The organism is Actinomyces sp. (genome assembly GCF_030530635.1).
Lineage (GTDB): Bacteria > Actinomycetota > Actinomycetes > Actinomycetales > Actinomycetaceae > Actinomyces.
The window spans coordinates 1-16,077 of sequence record NZ_JAUMUL010000047.1; the positions used below are offsets into that span (position 1 = coordinate 1).

The 16,077-nt window shown below is 67.9% G+C and carries 8 protein-coding genes; all 8 read left to right on the forward strand.

Annotation, left to right across the window (positions count from 1 at the left end):
• The coding region (locus Q4A20_RS10690; protein WP_303122818.1) for a TetR/AcrR family transcriptional regulator at positions 1-494 on the forward strand (494 nt) is incomplete at its 5' end.
• A gap of 2,076 nt (positions 495-2,570) precedes the next feature.
• Positions 2,571-3,968 (forward strand): sugar transferase, encoded by a 1,398-nt coding sequence (locus Q4A20_RS10695; protein ID WP_303122820.1) that lies wholly within the window; start codon positions 2,571-2,573, stop codon positions 3,966-3,968.
• Complete coding sequence (locus tag Q4A20_RS10700) at positions 3,968-4,408, forward strand: adenylyltransferase/cytidyltransferase family protein (RefSeq protein WP_303122822.1); 441 nt, start codon at positions 3,968-3,970, stop codon at positions 4,406-4,408. Before Q4A20_RS10695 ends, Q4A20_RS10700 begins: the two co-directional genes overlap by 1 nt.
• 6 nt (positions 4,409-4,414) lie before the next feature.
• The gene (locus Q4A20_RS10705; protein ID WP_303122824.1) at positions 4,415-10,156 is read left to right on the forward strand and encodes an Ig-like domain-containing protein; all 5,742 of its coding nucleotides are present in this window, start codon (positions 4,415-4,417) and stop codon (positions 10,154-10,156) included.
• A gap of 107 nt (positions 10,157-10,263) precedes the next feature.
• Positions 10,264-11,226, forward strand: a complete 963-nt coding sequence (locus Q4A20_RS10710; protein WP_303122825.1) for a MoxR family ATPase — start codon at positions 10,264-10,266, stop codon at positions 11,224-11,226.
• A gap of 10 nt (positions 11,227-11,236) precedes the next feature.
• Positions 11,237-12,574: a DUF58 domain-containing protein gene (locus Q4A20_RS10715; RefSeq protein WP_303122826.1), complete on the forward strand. Its 1,338-nt coding sequence runs from the start codon at positions 11,237-11,239 to the stop codon at positions 12,572-12,574.
• Positions 12,571-14,838 (forward strand): transglutaminase family protein, encoded by a 2,268-nt coding sequence (locus Q4A20_RS10720; RefSeq protein ID WP_303122828.1) that lies wholly within the window; start codon positions 12,571-12,573, stop codon positions 14,836-14,838. The genes Q4A20_RS10715 and Q4A20_RS10720 overlap by 4 nt, the downstream gene beginning before the upstream one ends.
• Positions 14,835-16,070, forward strand: a complete 1,236-nt coding sequence (locus tag Q4A20_RS10725) for an RDD family protein (protein WP_303122830.1) — start codon at positions 14,835-14,837, stop codon at positions 16,068-16,070. Before Q4A20_RS10720 ends, Q4A20_RS10725 begins: the two co-directional genes overlap by 4 nt.
• Positions 16,071-16,077: the final 7 nt, after the last annotated feature.

Here is a 16,077-nt window from a genome sequence, read left to right on the forward strand (position 1 = left end):
AGCCCGTGGTCTACGAGCACTTCGGCGGCAAGGAGGGCCTGTACGCCGTCATCGTCGACCGCGAGCTAACCACCGTCTCCACCACCATCACACAGGCGCTGAAGTCCTCAACCTCCGCCTCCGTGATCGTTGAGCGGGCAGCGCTGGCCCTGCTGACCTACATTGAGGACTCCTCCGACGGCTTCCGCATCCTGTCCGCCACCAACACCCACAGTTCAGGCACTTACTCCACGCTGCTGGCCGATGTGGCGATCCAGGTGTCCGGGCTGCTGGCCACCCAGTTCTCCGCACACGGACTCGACCCACGCACTGCCCCGCTGTACGCACAGATGCTCGTCGGTATTGTGGCCATGCCCTCACAGTGGTGGCTGGAGAACCAGACCATGAGCAAGGAGGATGTGGCTGCCCACATGGTCAACCTCGCCTGGAACGGGCTGCGCGCAATGACCCCGAACCCCACCCTGCGCGACGCCGCGGCCACCCACACGGATTGATCACCCGCTACGCAACCGGCGCGCCATCCCCGTTCGAAGCCTTCGAGTCGCACCACGCCGGCCCGATTGCACCGACCCGACGACACCACCCGTCAGACACCCATCCCCTCACCCTCTCAGACTCCCTCTCAGGGTCCCTTCCCGCCCCCGCAATCGGGCTCTTCCGGTTTGGGGTGTGGCTGGTGGTACGTACTGGTCGACCCGAGGGAGACCTATCCCACACCCGAACGCGTCCTCCCATACCCGAGGACATCCTCCGGAGTGGGCTCTGGCGCGCAGGCCATGGCGGGGCGGTGGCGTGGGTGGTGTCGCGGGGTGGACGGTTCGTACGTTTGGTGGGCGGTTCGGCACTTGGCACCGACGCTTCGACATGAACGGCGACGGTACGTACCTATTATGTCTCAGGATATCGGTGACAGTTCGGGGTTGTTGGGGGTGGCAGTTCTGGCGTGCTTTTGGGCGGTGGCCGCATCTTGCGACCAGCGCACCATCGGCTGGTGTCTTCTGGCGCCTGACCGGGCCGGCGTGCTGCGGCCGTAAAGCGGGCCCAGAACCGACTACGAAGTCTTGGTTCGTCGACACTGCCGGAAAGACCCCGGGCCGTCCCCGGCCAGACCCGGCCGTGGGACACAGCGGCCGCCACCGCGACCCCCAGCCCACGCACCGGCCGTGCTCCATCAGCTGCTCGTAGACCTCGTGCAGCCGGTCCTCGCTGTTGGGCAGGGCCTTGTCGAACAGCTTCTTCCCGTCGCCGGTCAGGGCCGTGGCCCAGTGCTCGGCCTTGCCCACGCCCGATACCGACGAAGACCTCCACATCCTCGATATCCATCTTCCCACGCGCCTCTCTCCTGCCTTGGTGGGGCAGCCGGTCAGACAGGTGACCCCACAACCACGCCTACGAAAAGACTCGCGTCAAGCGATCCGTTCCCCTAATCAGCGCCTCCCATCCGCCCGCCACCACCGGCGACTTTCGCCCCCGGATCATCAAACGACAGGGACAAAACATCATGCCGAAAGCGGCTGACCCGACCCCGGACCACCCGGAACCACACACAAGGTAACGGGCACCGGGCCTGCGGGGCTGCGCGGCGCCGTGGTCTTGGGGCTGCCGAGGCCGTGGGATTGTGGGGGGCGTTGGGTACGCCCCTTCGGTGTTTGCTACTCCGGTTCGACCTTTACTGAAGGCCGCGCAGCCCTTCAGCAAACACCCAACCGGAGTAGTAGAGGTCGAACCGGCGTAGCAGACGACCCCCGGCCCCGGCCCCGGGCACCAGGACGCCGCCGCCCCCTCGCCCCGCCACCCAAAGCCGTTGCCCAGCCCCCGCGACCCCACACCCTCCCGTCCTCCCGAAACACCAGCCCCCCGGCAGCGACCCCATACGTCGGCTCAGCCTGAATGCAATCCAGGTCCAGACCCCACCACCACACCTACGCAAAGGCAGATACACCAGCACCCACCACCGCACCCACAAACCAGAAGAGCCGAATAGCCAGCCAAACGGCACGACACACCTCCCTCTTCAACTTCCTTACCGAACCACAATCCATAACGAATCATCGTCAGATATCACAAATTAGACTCCGCCCAAGATGGGAACCTCTCTTGCAAACTTGAAACGTTCAATATTTACCGAATGGCCACTTCGAAAGACGCCCCAGTAGACGCCCGCCCGGCGAGCAGACCTTCCGCACAGACACCCGAGAACCACAACTATTCAGTGCGATTTCAACACTTTCGGGCCAGGCACGGACGACATCGCCAAGACTGGTACGTAACACCGACACACCCGCCGAGGATCAGACACGTGGACCTGTTCACATTTTCCCCCACAGCCCGTAAAACAGTAGTAAGTTCTGCTTCGATCGCAGATAACCCGACAAGCACCACCACTTGTCGCGCAACACACTGCGACATCCATTCACCGCAGCGTTTATTTATTCACATACGACCTTATACAACCGACACTATCCGCTCACCATTCCAATCTGGAGTTGTTCTTGGCCATCTCGCCGCTTGTCTCTTCTGTGCCGCCCGTCCGTGGGCAGCAGGAACGCTCTTCCGCCACAGAGAAGATCATGCCGTCTCTGGCGTCGCCACTGTTCACCGCCTGGCCGACCATGCGTCAGGACCTGCTGATGTGGGTGATGCTCAGTGACCTGAACGCAGTCGCCCTGCCCGTCTGGGTCGGCTGGATCTGCCTGAACTGGGGACCGCCGCAGCTACTGCTGGTCGCCACCATCGGTCTGCTGATGGTGGCACTCACTTGGGCGGCCGGAGGGCTCGGTGTTGATGTGGTGGACCAGGCCCGTTCCGGCGGAGGCCGCACGTTTCTGGCGGCCCTCGCGGTGGCACCGGCAGCCGTACTGCTGGGGCAGATCCTTACCCCGTCCCTTTCCACCGAGGCCGTGCTGGCGCCGTTGGCCGTCCAGCTGTCACTGGCACTAGGCGGCCGCATGATGGAGAGCGGCTGGCTGCGCGCACGACGGATGGAAGGACACGGTCTGCGCCGCACGCTGATCGTGATGGGGCCCGGCGCCGAGCCGATTCTGCGCGATCTGCGCAGCCACCCCGGCGACGGCTTCCTGGTTGTGGGCTACTTGTCCTCCTCCACCAACAAATGCCATGCCGCTTCCCGCCTGGGCAGCCCGGAGGCTGTCTCCACAGTGGTCCGGGACGAGCACATCGACGTAGTGATGACCATGGGCGGCGTGTGCCCGGAGGACCTGGTGGTGCTGATGCGCGGACTGACCGGCACCGGCGCCAGGCTGGTGGTGGCGCCCGGGCTGCAGGACGTGGTCCCAAGCCGTATGCGGGGCCTGCCGGTGACCCACGGCTGGACGGGTCTGATCGACGTTAGTCTGCGCCGTACACGTCTGTTCCTCAAAGACGTCTTCGATCGGGTAGCCGGCACGGCGCTGCTGGCCATCGCCTTCCCAGTGCTGGCGGTGGCGGCCGCGGCCATCCGCCTGGACTCCCCCGGCCCGGCCTTCTACTCCCAGACGCGCGTGGGCCTGTCGGGCAGGCACTTCACGCTGTGGAAGCTGCGCTCCATGTACACCGACGCCGACGCCCGCAGGGCCGCCGTTGTGAACGCCGGTGGTGACGCCGGAAACAAAGTCCTGTTCAAGGACCGTGCGGATCCGCGCATTACCCGTGTGGGCCGCATTATTCGCCGCACATCCATTGATGAGCTCCCGCAACTGATTAACGTGGTGCGCGGGGACATGAGCCTGGTGGGCCCCCGCCCGGCGCTGCCCAGCGAGGTCGCCGAGTACGACGACGAGGCGCGCCGCCGCCTCCTGGTCAAACCCGGGCTGACCGGCCTGTGGCAGGTGTCGGGACGTTCGGACCTGTCCTGGGACTCGACGGTCGCACTTGACCGCCACTACGTTGAGAACCGGGGTGCACGTCTTGACGCCAGCATCTTCCTGTCAACCTTCAAGGCCGTCATCGGCGGTAAGGGAGCATACTGATGATCACCGGATACGTGCCGGGCGGCTTCGACATGCTGCACATCGGACACCTCAATATCCTCACCGCCGCGGCCACCCGTTGCGACCGTCTGATCGCCGGCGTCGCCACCGATGAGTCCCTGCAGCGCATGAAGGGTCGTCCCCCGATCGTCCCTCAGGACGAGCGCATGGCCCTGGTGGCGGCGCTGCGGGTAGTCGACGCCGTCGTACCCGACTTCGATCAGGACAAGCGTCTGGCCTGGCAGCGCGAGCCCTTCGACATCCTGTTCAAGGGCACTGACTGGGAGGGCACGGAGAAGGGAGACCTGCTGGAGCAGCAGATGGCGGAGGTCGGCGCCACGGTCGTCTACCTGCCCTATACCCCGACCACGTCCTCCAGTATGCTGCGACGCGTGCTCTCTCAGGAGATAGCTTCCCACTCGGGCGCCGCCGGCAGGTGAGCGCAGGTGCCTCCGCATATTTCGTCTCGTCCCCGCCGGCGCAGTCCGGGGCTCGCCCCTCGCCGTCGTAGGCGGCTGTCCGCCGCGCTTGCGGGCGTCGCCGCGCTCGCACTGGGAACCGCCGCCTGGCTGCACGACGGCGTCCCGCAGGCGGATGTCACCCTGAACGACGGCGGCGTGTGGGTGACCAGCACCACCGAGCACCTGGTGGCGCGTCTGAACTATCCGTCCAAGCAGGTGGACGGCTCCATCCGCACCGCCTCGGCCGACTTCGACGTCACCCAGAGCGGAGAGCATGTGCTCGTCCCCGACCTGGCCGCCTCTTCGGTGGCCTCGGTGGACCCCACCTCCGTGGCCCTGTCGGCCTCCTCCCAGCTGACCACGGGCACCGCCGTACTGCAGGGCGCGGACCGGGTCTTCGCCGTGGACGCCTCCACCGGTACAGTCGCGGGCACCACGGTCAAATCCGTCGACCTGCTCGCCGCTGCCCCCACCCTGATCGAGGGCATGCCCGGGGCGGTCGCCGTCGCCGGCCCCGACGGCTCCCTGCACGCGGTCTCCGCCAAGACCGGCACCCTGGTCACCGTGCCCGTCAAGTCCAACGGCTGGGACAACGCCTCTTCACGGGCGATCACCTTCACCGATGGCACCGACCTGGCCATCACGGCCGTCGGCGACCGGGCCGTGGTGCTCGAACGGGGCACCGGCGTCCTGCACCTGCCCGACGGCTCGACCACGGATCTGGGGGCTACCGGCCTGGTGCTGCAGCAGCCCGGGCCCAAGGCCGACGCCGTCCTGGTGGCCTCCCGCACGGCACTGTTGTCGGTGCCGCTGGACGGCTCGCCGATCACTACGATCCCCGCCTCCACCGAGGGCGAGGCCGCCGTTGGCATCGCCGCACGCCCGGTGCGCCTGGGCGACTGCGCCTACGCCGCCTGGTCCGACTCCGGGCAGTTCCTGCGCCAATGCGGCGATGACATCGAGACTGTCCGCGACGACGCACTGGCCTCCTCCTCTCAACCGGTCTTCCGTGTGAACCGCGACGCCATCGTCCTCAACGACATCACCCATGGCACCGTGTGGCTTCCGGACGACAACCTGGTGCAGGTGGAGGACTGGACCGACATCACCTCTCAGACCGACGACCAGTCCGATGACAAGGACGACTCCGCGGAGACCTCCGACGCTCAGTCCCCGCCCGACCGCACCGAGGAGAACCACCCGCCCCAGGCCAATGACGACACCCTGGGGGTACGTCCTGGACGCTCCACCGTGCTGCCGGTGCTGGCCAACGACTCCGATCCGGACGGGGACGTGCTCACCGCCGAGGCGGGGGATGCCGGCACCGCCCAGGTGACTACCGCCCAGTCCGGGCTGGCGCTGCGCATCGACGTGCCCGCGGACGCCACCGGCACCTACACGATTCCCTACACCGCCTCCGATGGGCGTGGGGGCGCAGACTCGGCGGTGGCCAACGTGGAGGTGCACGACTGGAGTGTCAACGCCGCCCCCGAGCAGACCTCCACCCCCACGCTCGTGATCACGGCCGGCGCCTCCGGCTCCCTGGATGTGCTCGGCAACTGGCTCGACCCCGACGGCGACACCCTCTACCTGGTCTCCGCGCAGGGTGAGGGCTTCGATGTGCGCACCACGAATGAGGGCACCGTTACCGTGCGGGAAACGGCAGGGACGACCGGTACCCGCATACTGACCACCGTCGTCTCCGACGGGCAGCAGACGGCCTCCGGCACAGTCAGTGTGGACGTGCAGTCGACCGAGACCACCGCCCCGATAGCGAACGCCGACCATGTGCGGGTGGTAGCCGGTGCGTCCACGGTAGTCTCCCCGCTGGACAATGACGTCTCCCCCACCGGCGTGCCCCTGAGCCTGGCCGGTGTGAAGGAAGTACCCACGGGCACGAACCTGGAGGTCAACCAGCAAATCGGCACTTTCACCTTCTCCGCGGAGCAGGCCGGCACGTACTACATCACCTATGACGTCATCTCCGGCTCGGCGGTAGCCCAGGGGATCGTGCGTGTGGACGTGGTCGAGCCCTCGGACCCGGACGTACCCCCGGTGACGGAGAACGACACCGCTCTGCTGCGCGAGGGAAGCTCCACCACGGTGGCCCCACTGAGCAACGATTTCGATCCCGCTGGCGGCATTCTAGTGCTGCAGTCGGCGACTGCTCCCTATGACACCGGCGTGACCGTGACGGTGGTGGACCATTCTCTGCTGCAGGTCTCCTCCGCAGGCGCTATCGGGCAGAGCGTAGAGGTGGAATACACGGTCTCCAACGGCACCGCCACTGCCACTGGTCATATGACCGTCGTCCCGGTGGCCACCGCCGAGTTGCAAGTGCCGCTTGCGAGCCCTGACTCCGCCGTCGTGCGCGTCGGCGATGTAGTCTCCGTTTCGGTGCTGGATAACGACACCTCCCCCTCCGGCCTGGCACTGAGCGTCGCAGATCAACTTGAGATGGCAGGCTCGGACCTGGGCACCGCCTGGACCAGTGGAGAATTTGTTCGCTTCAAAGCGGACGAGACCCCCGGACGCACCACCGTCTCCTACACGGTCTTCGACACGGCCGAGCAGACCGCCTCCGCGCAGATCGACATTGAAGTGCGCGCCCGTGACGACGCCGCCAATGGCTCCCCGACCCCGCAGAACCTAGAGGCGAGTGCAGTCGCGGGCTCTTCGGTGGAGATCGCAGTTCCTCTTGATGGCATAGACCCCGAAGGCGACTCCGTCAGGCTGGTGGGGCTGGACCAGGCCCCGGCCTCCGGCACTGTAGAGGCCTCCAGTGCCTGGCTGACCTACACCCCTTTTGAGGGTACGTCCGGCACCGACACCTTCACCTATATTGTTGAGGACCGCTTCGGTGCGCAGGCCACCGGCACGGTACGCGTGGGGGTGGCCCCCGCCCCCGCTACCAACACCGCGCCCGTTGCTACAGATGATCAGATCGTTGCGCAACCAGGGCGGACAGTAGTCACCGACGTACTCTCTAACGACTTCGACGCCGATGGGGACACCGTGATTATGGACGGCACACCCCTCAGCGACCACCCGGAACTGACATTGTCCCTGCGCGCCGGGCGTGTGGTGGCGAACCTGCCCAGCGAAGAAGACCTCTACACGGCGCACTACAAGGTGTCTGATGGGCGCGGCGGTGTTGATGTGGGAACAATCAACTATTATGTGCTCGCTGACGCCCCTCTGATCAGCCCGATAGGCGTGGACGACTACGTGACCGTGGATCAGGTCGACGGCAATGGCGTCGCTACCATCCCTGTGCTCGACAACGATTACGATGCCGACGGCTCGCCCTGGGATCTGGCGGTCACCACCACGGATACGAGCGCCGAGGTGATCGACTCCTCGATCCGGGTCACCGTCGGTGACGAGCAGCGCCTGGTGCTGTACACCATCACCGACCAGGACGGCCTTACTGGGAATGCGGTCATCATCGTCCCCTCCCGGAGTGACCTGCGCCCGCGTCTGGACTCGAGCGCCGTCCCGGTGCGCATTCCGGCGGGCAGAACCACCTCCGTGAACCTGGCCGACTACATCTTGACGCGTGCAGGCACCACACCGACGATCACGGACGCCGAGTCAATCCGCACAGGCACCGGGCTGGACTCCGCCTCCGTCAGTGGCAGCGGCCTGGATCTGAGGCCGACGGCGGACTTCACGGGGCAGACCTCCGTCACCCTGACGGTGACTGACTCCGCCGGTGATGACGCGCTGTCATCCACGCTCACGCTGCCGGTGGTGGTGGAGTCGACCGAGAACACGCCCCCGGTGTTCACCCCCACCGAGATCACGGTGGCCTCCGGGGAGGATGCTGCCACGGCGGATCTGGCCGCCATGACGCGGGACGCCGACGGCGATGCACTGGCCTTCTCGATCGGCTCGGCCCCCGCCGGATTCACGGCTTCGCTTGCCGGTTCGACGGTATCGGTGGCGGCCGAGCCCGAGACGGAGGTCGGCACCACCGGCACGCTGACGGTGACCGTGGGCGACGGCACCAATGATCCGGTGACCGGTGAACTGCCGCTGCGGGTGGCCGAGTCCACCCAGCCGCTCATGACGACCACGCCGGCGACTCTGGAATCCGACGGCTCCCCGGTGAGCGTGGACGTGGCCACACTGGTGGCCAACCCCTTCCCCGACCAGCCGATCAGCCTGTCCGGCTCCCCGCAGGTCACCTCCGGCACCGGTGAGGTGAGTGCCTCCGGCACCACGCTGACCATTACCCCCGGGGCGGGCTTCGCGGGCCGCCTGGTGGTGGGCTATGAGGTGTTGGACGCCACCGGTTCGGCCGCCCGTGCCGTTACCGGCACGGTCACCGTGACCGTTACCGCCCTGCCGGATGCACCCACGGGGGTTACGGCGAGCCCGTCGGGGACCACGGCCATGAACGTGTCCTGGACGCCGGGGGCGGACAACGGCTCCACCATCACCGGTTACACCGTCACCGAGGTGAACGGGGCCGGCTCCTGGAGTTGCGCCGGTTCGCCCTGCGCCGCCACGGGGTTGAACGCCGGCGGCACCTACTCCTTCCAGGTGGTGGCCACCAATGCGGCCGGCGACTCCGCGCCCTCAGCCGCCTCCGCACCGGTGACGCTGGCTGTCACCCCGGACGCCCCCACCGGCGTGTCCCTGACCGGCGGGAAGGACTCCGCGACCGCCTCCTGGAGCGCGGCCAAGCCCATCAGTGGGGTGAGCATCGTCTACGAGGCGCAGCTGCTGCAAGGCGGCACCGTGGTCTCCAGCCGGACGGTTTCCGACACCTCGGCAACATTCAGTTCCCTGAGCGCCGGCAGCTACACGGTCCGAGTCCGCTCAGTGGTCTCCGGCTTCGGCAGCTCCGACTGGGTGGTATCCGGCGCGGCCAACGTCTACGCCGCACCCGGTGCGCCGGGCACGCCGAATGTCGACTGGGACGGCAGCAATGTGAACATCAGTTGGACCGCCGCGGCCGCCAACGGCTCCCCCGTCACCTACGCGGTCAACGTCACCGGCTCTGTCACCGCCTCCATGAACGTCGGCTCATCCACCTCTACGAGCGTGTCGACCTCCTCACTCGGACCGGGCTCCCACACCGTACATGTGATCGTCACCGCGACCAATGCGGCAGGGTCTGCCAATTCCAGCGGAAACGGTAGTTTCACCATTACCCGGACCCCAGGAGCACCGGTCAATCTTCGGGCAACCCCTGATGGCAACGATGAGATCGATATGGCCGCCTCCATGGGTGAGCTCAACGGCTGGACCAACGGGCAGCTGGAAATCCAGTACCTGGTGCGCAACAAGGCCACAGGTGCCGTAGTGCATGGCTGGACCACTGACGACGAAGCCGAGAATCTCTCCCCCGGCGTCTATCAGGTATGGGCCCGCGTGGTCGTAAAGGCCCATCAAGACGACCCCCGCCACCAGTCCGCAACCGCCGGGCCGGTCGAGGTCTCCCTGTCCGCACCTCCTCCTTCGGCACCCGGCAGTTACAGTGGTGGACTTTTCAACGGGACCGTCACTGTGGAACTCACAGGTTATACGCCGAACAGTAGCGTGACCTGCAATGGCACCTACCCGCCCAGTGGCCACCGTTACACCACTACCATCACCACGGATAGCACTGGCAGCTACTCGGGCTACCCCTCCTGGAAGGACCTTGACCACCCGTATCGAGGACCACTCCACGACACGCTTGATCGCGGTACATGGTTCACCTGCACCCCTCAGTGATTCGTGATCCCCCAGGCCCACCACAACCGCAAATCTGAAGCTAGCCTGCTGCTGAGTAATTCCAGTCCACTTTACGCACGCCTACAACCCAAGGAGCACCCCGCCATATGCCGATGACCCAGGAGAATGCGACGTGGTTCGCCCAGACCTTCAACAAGGTGGTGGACAACGTCGGCGCGGCCCTGCTCGGCAAGCAGGATGTCATCCGTCTGGCGCTGACAACCATGCTGTCCGAGGGACACCTCCTACTGGAGGACGCGCCCGGCACGGGCAAGACCGCCTTGGCCCGCGCCCTGGCGGCCAGCGTGCAGGGCAGTCACTCACGCATCCAGTTCACCCCGGACCTGCTGCCCTCGGACATCACCGGCGTGACCATTTACAACCAGAAGACCACCGCCTGGGAGTTCCACCCCGGCCCGGTCTTCGCCTCCGTGGTCCTGGCCGACGAGATCAACCGCGCCTCCCCCAAGACCCAGTCCGCGCTCCTGGAGGTCATGGAGGAGTCCACAGTCACCGTCGACGGCGTCCGGCACGAGACCGGCCGCCCCTTCATGGTGATCGCCACCCAGAACCCAGTGGAGCAGGCCGGCACCTACCGGCTCCCCGAGGCCCAGCTGGACCGATTCCTGATGAAGACCTCCATCGGCTACCCGGACCGCCAGGCCCTGACCCGCATCCTGGCCGGATCGGACCGGCCCGACCGCTCCCGCGGCCTGGACACGGTGATCACCTCCGGGGCGATCGCCTCCATGTCCGACGTCGCCGCGCAGAATCATGTGGAGGACTCGATCCTGGACTACATCGGCGCCCTGGTGGAGGCCACCCGCGAGTCGCCGGACACCCTGCTGGGCGTGTCGACGCGTGGCGCCATAGCCATGGCCCGAGTCACGCGCGTGTGGGCCGCCGCGCAGGGACGCCACTACGTGCTGCCCGACGATGTCAAGGACCTGGCGGAGGTGGTGTGGGCGCACCGGCTGGTCATGGACCCGGATGCGGAGTTCTCCGGCGCCACCGCCGCCGGCGTCATCACCCGCGCCCTGGCCGACGTGCCCGCCCCCACCACCCGCTGAGCGAAACCCCATGAGCAGCTCCCCACCGGCCATCCAATCACCCCCGGAGCGCACGGCCACCGCCGCCTCCGGGACCGATGGTGCCCGCGGCGTGATTCGTGGCGGCGCAGCCGCCGTTCGGCGCGGCGCCCACCGGGTGGGCGCCGCGGTCCGCCACGTGGCCGAGAACTGGCACGAATGGCCGCCGGTGGCCGCTCTGCGGCGCGCCGGGATCATGGTCACCCGCACCGGCTGGGCCTGCGTAATTCTGCTGGGGCTGTGCGCCCTGGCCGGATACCGCCTCGGCTGGCAGGAGGCGTGGAGCGCCGCCGCGGTGGTGGGCGTCGTCGTAGCCACCGCCTGGCTGTGGCTGCTGCCCCGCGGCGGACACGCCGTCACCCATGAGCCGTTGGAGCGCCGCATCACGGTCGGTGACGACGCCATCGTGCAGCTGGGCGTGAACAACCCGACCGGCCGCCTGCTGCTGCCGGCCCGTATGGAGATGCCGGTGGGCGCCGCCAACGCCGTATTCGCCGTCCCCACCCTGCGCCCGGGCGCCACCCATGAGCGCGGCTTCCTGTTGCCCACCGCCCGCCGCTGCGTGGTGACCGTCGGACCGGTGGCCTCCGTCAACTCCGACCCGGTGGGGCTGCTGCGCCGCGAGCGCACCCACACCGAGCCGCAGCAGGTGCACATCCACCCGCGCACCGTCCGCCTGGATGCCAGTCTGCGAGGAATCATGCGCGACGTCGAGGGCGCCGTCACCCAGGAGCTGTCCAGTTCGGACGTGTCCTTTCACGCCCTGCGCGACTACGTCCCCGGCGACGACCGCCGCAACGTGCACTGGCGCACCACGGCCCGCACCGGCCGGCTCATGGTGCGTCAGTTCGAGGAGACGCACCGGGCCAGCCTGCTGGTGCTGCTGGATCTCCTGGCCGACGACTACGAGACCGAGGAGGACTTCGAGACCGCCGTGTCGGTGGCCTGTTCGCTGGCACTGGGCGCCATCGCCGACGGCCGTGAAGTGGCCCTCATCACCCAGTCCGCCTCTCTGCCCACCGTGACGGCCATGCGCCTGCTGGACGCGTCCTGCGTGTTGGAGTACTCGCCGACCGTGTACGGCTGCGACGAGCTGGCCGGCCACGCCACCGCCCGCCACCCGGAGGCCTCCGTGCTGGTACTCGTCACCGGCCAGCGCCTGGACGACGCCTTACTGGGACGGGTGCGGACCATTACTCCGGTCGATACGCTGGCGCTCGCGCTGCGGTGCGGCTCCAACCCGCTGGGCCGCCACGCCCTGGGCACCCTGACCGCCTTCGATCTGGACCGCCTTGAGGGTCTGCCCATGGTGCTGCGGAGGGCCGTATGAACTCACTCCGTTCCGGACGCTGGATCTACCAGGCGCTGATCACCCTGCTCCTACTGGTCGGCGCCGTCCCCTTCGTGATCCCCTTCGACTCGAGTGTCGGGGCGCTCATGGCCGCGGTCGGGGTGGCCCTGGGCGTCGGCATCGGCGTGGCCACGGCCCACTCACGCCTATCGGCCCTGCCCACGCTCGCCGTCGTCGCCGCCGCGCATGTGCTGCTCTCCCCCTGGCTGCTGCCGGACGTGGAGCGGGGCGTGACCGGCATGCACCAGGTCCTGTCCGCCGCCATCACCGTGTGGCGCGACGCCCTGACACTGCCACTGCCGCTGACCGCCTTCCCCGCCATGACCGTACTGCCGTGGCTGACCGGGTTGGCCACCGGGGTGCTGGCCACCCGCGCCGTCGCCGGGGGGCACCTGCACCTGGCGGGCTTCACGGTGCTGGGTGAGGCGGCCGTGGGCGTCGCCTGGGGCGGCGCCCACGGACTCATGCCCGTCTTCGTGGGGGCAACGCTGGTGGCCGGAGTGCTGGGAGTGTGGGCGCTGGCCGCGCAGCGGGGTCGGCGTGAGCGAGTCACTCAGGTCCTGGAGAACGCGGACTCCGGGGTAGCCGCCGCCACTCGGCGCGGCACCGCCCGGGCGGGGGTTTTCCTTGTGGTGATCGCGCTGGCCGTGGTCGCCGCAGCCCCTGCCGCCCCGCACACCCGCACGGTGCTGCGCGACCTGTTCAACCCACCGCTGGACCTGACCGAGTACGCCACACCGCTGTCACTGGTACGCGCCCTGGAGACGGAGCTGGCCTCCACCCAGCTCATGACGGTCTCCGGCCTGCCCGAGAACGCCCGCATCCGCGTCGCCGCACTGGACTCCTACGACGGACTGTCGGCACGCATCAGTCAGAGTGTCAGCGGCGCGCACTTCCAGCACATCGGTCAGGGCACACCCCTGGTGGAGGACTTCACGGGGGATGCCGCATCCGCCGCAGCAGCGGAGAAGACGACCGTGACCTTCACCCTGGACGGCTACCACTATCCGTGGGTCCCAACCGTGTCCCAGACCCACTCCATCATCCCCTCCGGTCAACGTGCCGGCGCCATCGCCGACTCCCTCTACTACGACACCTTCTCCTCCACCGGCATCGTCACCGCGCGACTGGCCGCGGGAGACGTCCTGACCGAGGGCGTCGTCGTCCCCGCCGCCCCCTCCGACGCCGTCCTCAAACAGTCGTCCGTCGCCAGAGTCGGCCTGGGAACGGTCCAGGACGTGCCTGCCGCCGTCGAGGCGCTGGCGCGTTCACTCGTCGGTTCACAGTCCGAGCCCCTCGATCAAATCCGCGCCCTGCAGCAGGCGCTGCGCACCGGCTACTACTCCGACGGCACCAAGAGCCCCTCCGAGCCGGGTCACGGCGCAGCCCGCCTGGCCGCCATGATCGCCGCCGACTCCCTGGTGGGAGACGACGAGCAGTACTCGGTGCTCATGATGCTGATGTGCCGCTCCCTGGGTATTCCGGCACGAGTGGTTTTCGGCTTCCAACCGGCCATCGACGGCGACGCCACCAACGTCACCGGCGAGGACGTCAGCGCCTGGGTAGAGGTGGCCTTCGAACGGGTCGGCTGGGTCGGCTTCGACGTCACCCCGGAACGGGATCAGGTTCCCCAGCAGCAAAGCGCCCGCCAGGTGTCCAACCCCGAGCCGCAGGTGCTCCAGCCACCGTTGCCCCGGCAGGACCCGGCCGAGCTGCCACCCGCCTATGAGGATGAAGGCAATGACGACTCGGAGGAGGATCGCGGGGGCGGTCCGCCCGCCGCGGTGCTCGCGGCCGGGGCGGTGGCGGTGGGCATCGCCGCACTGGCGGCGGCCATACTCGCAGTCAAGGCCTTGCGTCGGGCCCGGCGTCGACGTCGTGAAGGAGTCGCCCGGGCTCTTGGCGCCTGGCATGAGGTTCTGGACCAGGCTCGTGACCTGGGCCGGGTAAGCCCGGCAGGTGCGACCCGACGCGAGGCCGCGGCGATTCTTTCAACCGGCTTCCCGCGGGCGGACTTGCCCCGCTTCGCGCGCGCGATCGACGCCCAGGTCTTCGCCGCAGGTGAACCGTCAACATACGATCTGAATAGAATCTGGGAGTCCGTTGACGCGATCACCGTGGTGATGGCCTCCGAGCATCCGCGCTGGCGGCGTGCTCTTGCCCGCCTGTCACTGCGATCATTGCGTCATTCAGCACTCGGGCAGCTACGGCAACGCCCCATTCCTAGGAAGACAGACTCGTGACGACCACTCCGGTATCCCGCAGCCCGAACTATCGCTCCGTGGGCACGCCCTCCGCCCCCCCGGACCCGACCGACACCGCTCCCATGGGCACTCCCGCCATCACCGTGCCTGCCACGGCCAGGGCGCGGGTGTACGCGGGTCTGATCGACCTGGCCGGCGGCGCCCTCGCCTGCCTGGTACTGGCTGTCGCGGGCAGCCTTCTCGGAGTTCGGGACGTGTCCGTTTCACTGGCGGTTGCCCTCGTGATCGTGGTGGCGGTGCGTGAACTCGTGCTGGCGGCAACCGGCTGGACCCTGGGTGGGAGAGTCGCCGGGGTGCGCCTGCTCTCAACCCGCACCGGCCAGCCCCCGAAGAGCGAGTTGTTCCTGCATGCGGATCTCACCTTCATCTGCATCGTGCCCACGTTCGGGATCGGGGCAATCGTGCTGATACGCACGGTCGCCACGGACCCCGAGGGGCGGGGCTGGCACGATCGTCTCACCGGCATCAAGGCCGTCACCGTGTCCCGTTCCCCGACGCCTTCGCCCCTCCGGCCCGGACCGGATGCCGCCTCAGTCGACACCACCGGGCACAGCCCGTTCTCCGACGGCCGCTTCTCATTCACCAGTTCCGGCACTCCGCTCAACGAGGTAAGCAGAACCGTGGATACCACTAGAACCATAACCCCTTCTTCTGATGCCAGATCGGCCGTCATCGACTCGGTCCCCTGGGCGGCGGTTCCCACTCCACTGGACTCCACCACTGACGATGCACCGGCAGTCTTCGGCGCGGACGACCAGCTGCCTGGTGCACCGTCTGCCGTTTCCCGCTCCCGGACCGCCGCGCCGAGACGCAAGCGCACCGACGCCCCGACCCGGAGGCGTCGCGCCACCTCCCACCGCAAGCCCGATACCGCTGAGATCCGCATCCGCCTGGTACCGACCGACGGCGGAGATCCGATCGAGCTGACCATGCCCACCGTGCTGGGACGGGACCCGCAGAACATCTCCGAGTACCCCGATGCGGCCCGTGTCGCCGTGCCCGACGTGAGTCGTTCGATCTCGAAGACTCATGCCGCGGTCGCCCCGGTGCCCGGGGGACTGTGGGTGACGGATCTGCACTCCACCAACGGCACCCGCGTATCACAGGGCGACGGCGCCGAGCCGTCGTCTGCTCGGCCCGAGATGCCGGTTCCCGCACCGGTGGGATCGGTGCTCATCCTGGGCCGCGCGTCCTTCCGGATCGAGGAGTGACCGCCTC

Coding starts and splice junctions, on each gene's coding strand:
- Q4A20_RS10720 (WP_303122828.1), top strand. CDS start 12,571: ATGAACTCACTCCGTTCCGGACGCTGGATCTACCAGGCGCTGATCACC.
- Q4A20_RS10700 (WP_303122822.1), top strand. CDS start 3,968: ATGATCACCGGATACGTGCCGGGCGGCTTCGACATGCTGCACATCGGA.
- Q4A20_RS10695 (WP_303122820.1), top strand. CDS start 2,571: ATGCCGTCTCTGGCGTCGCCACTGTTCACCGCCTGGCCGACCATGCGT.
- Q4A20_RS10715 (WP_303122826.1), top strand. CDS start 11,237: ATGAGCAGCTCCCCACCGGCCATCCAATCACCCCCGGAGCGCACGGCC.
- Q4A20_RS10710 (WP_303122825.1), top strand. CDS start 10,264: ATGCCGATGACCCAGGAGAATGCGACGTGGTTCGCCCAGACCTTCAAC.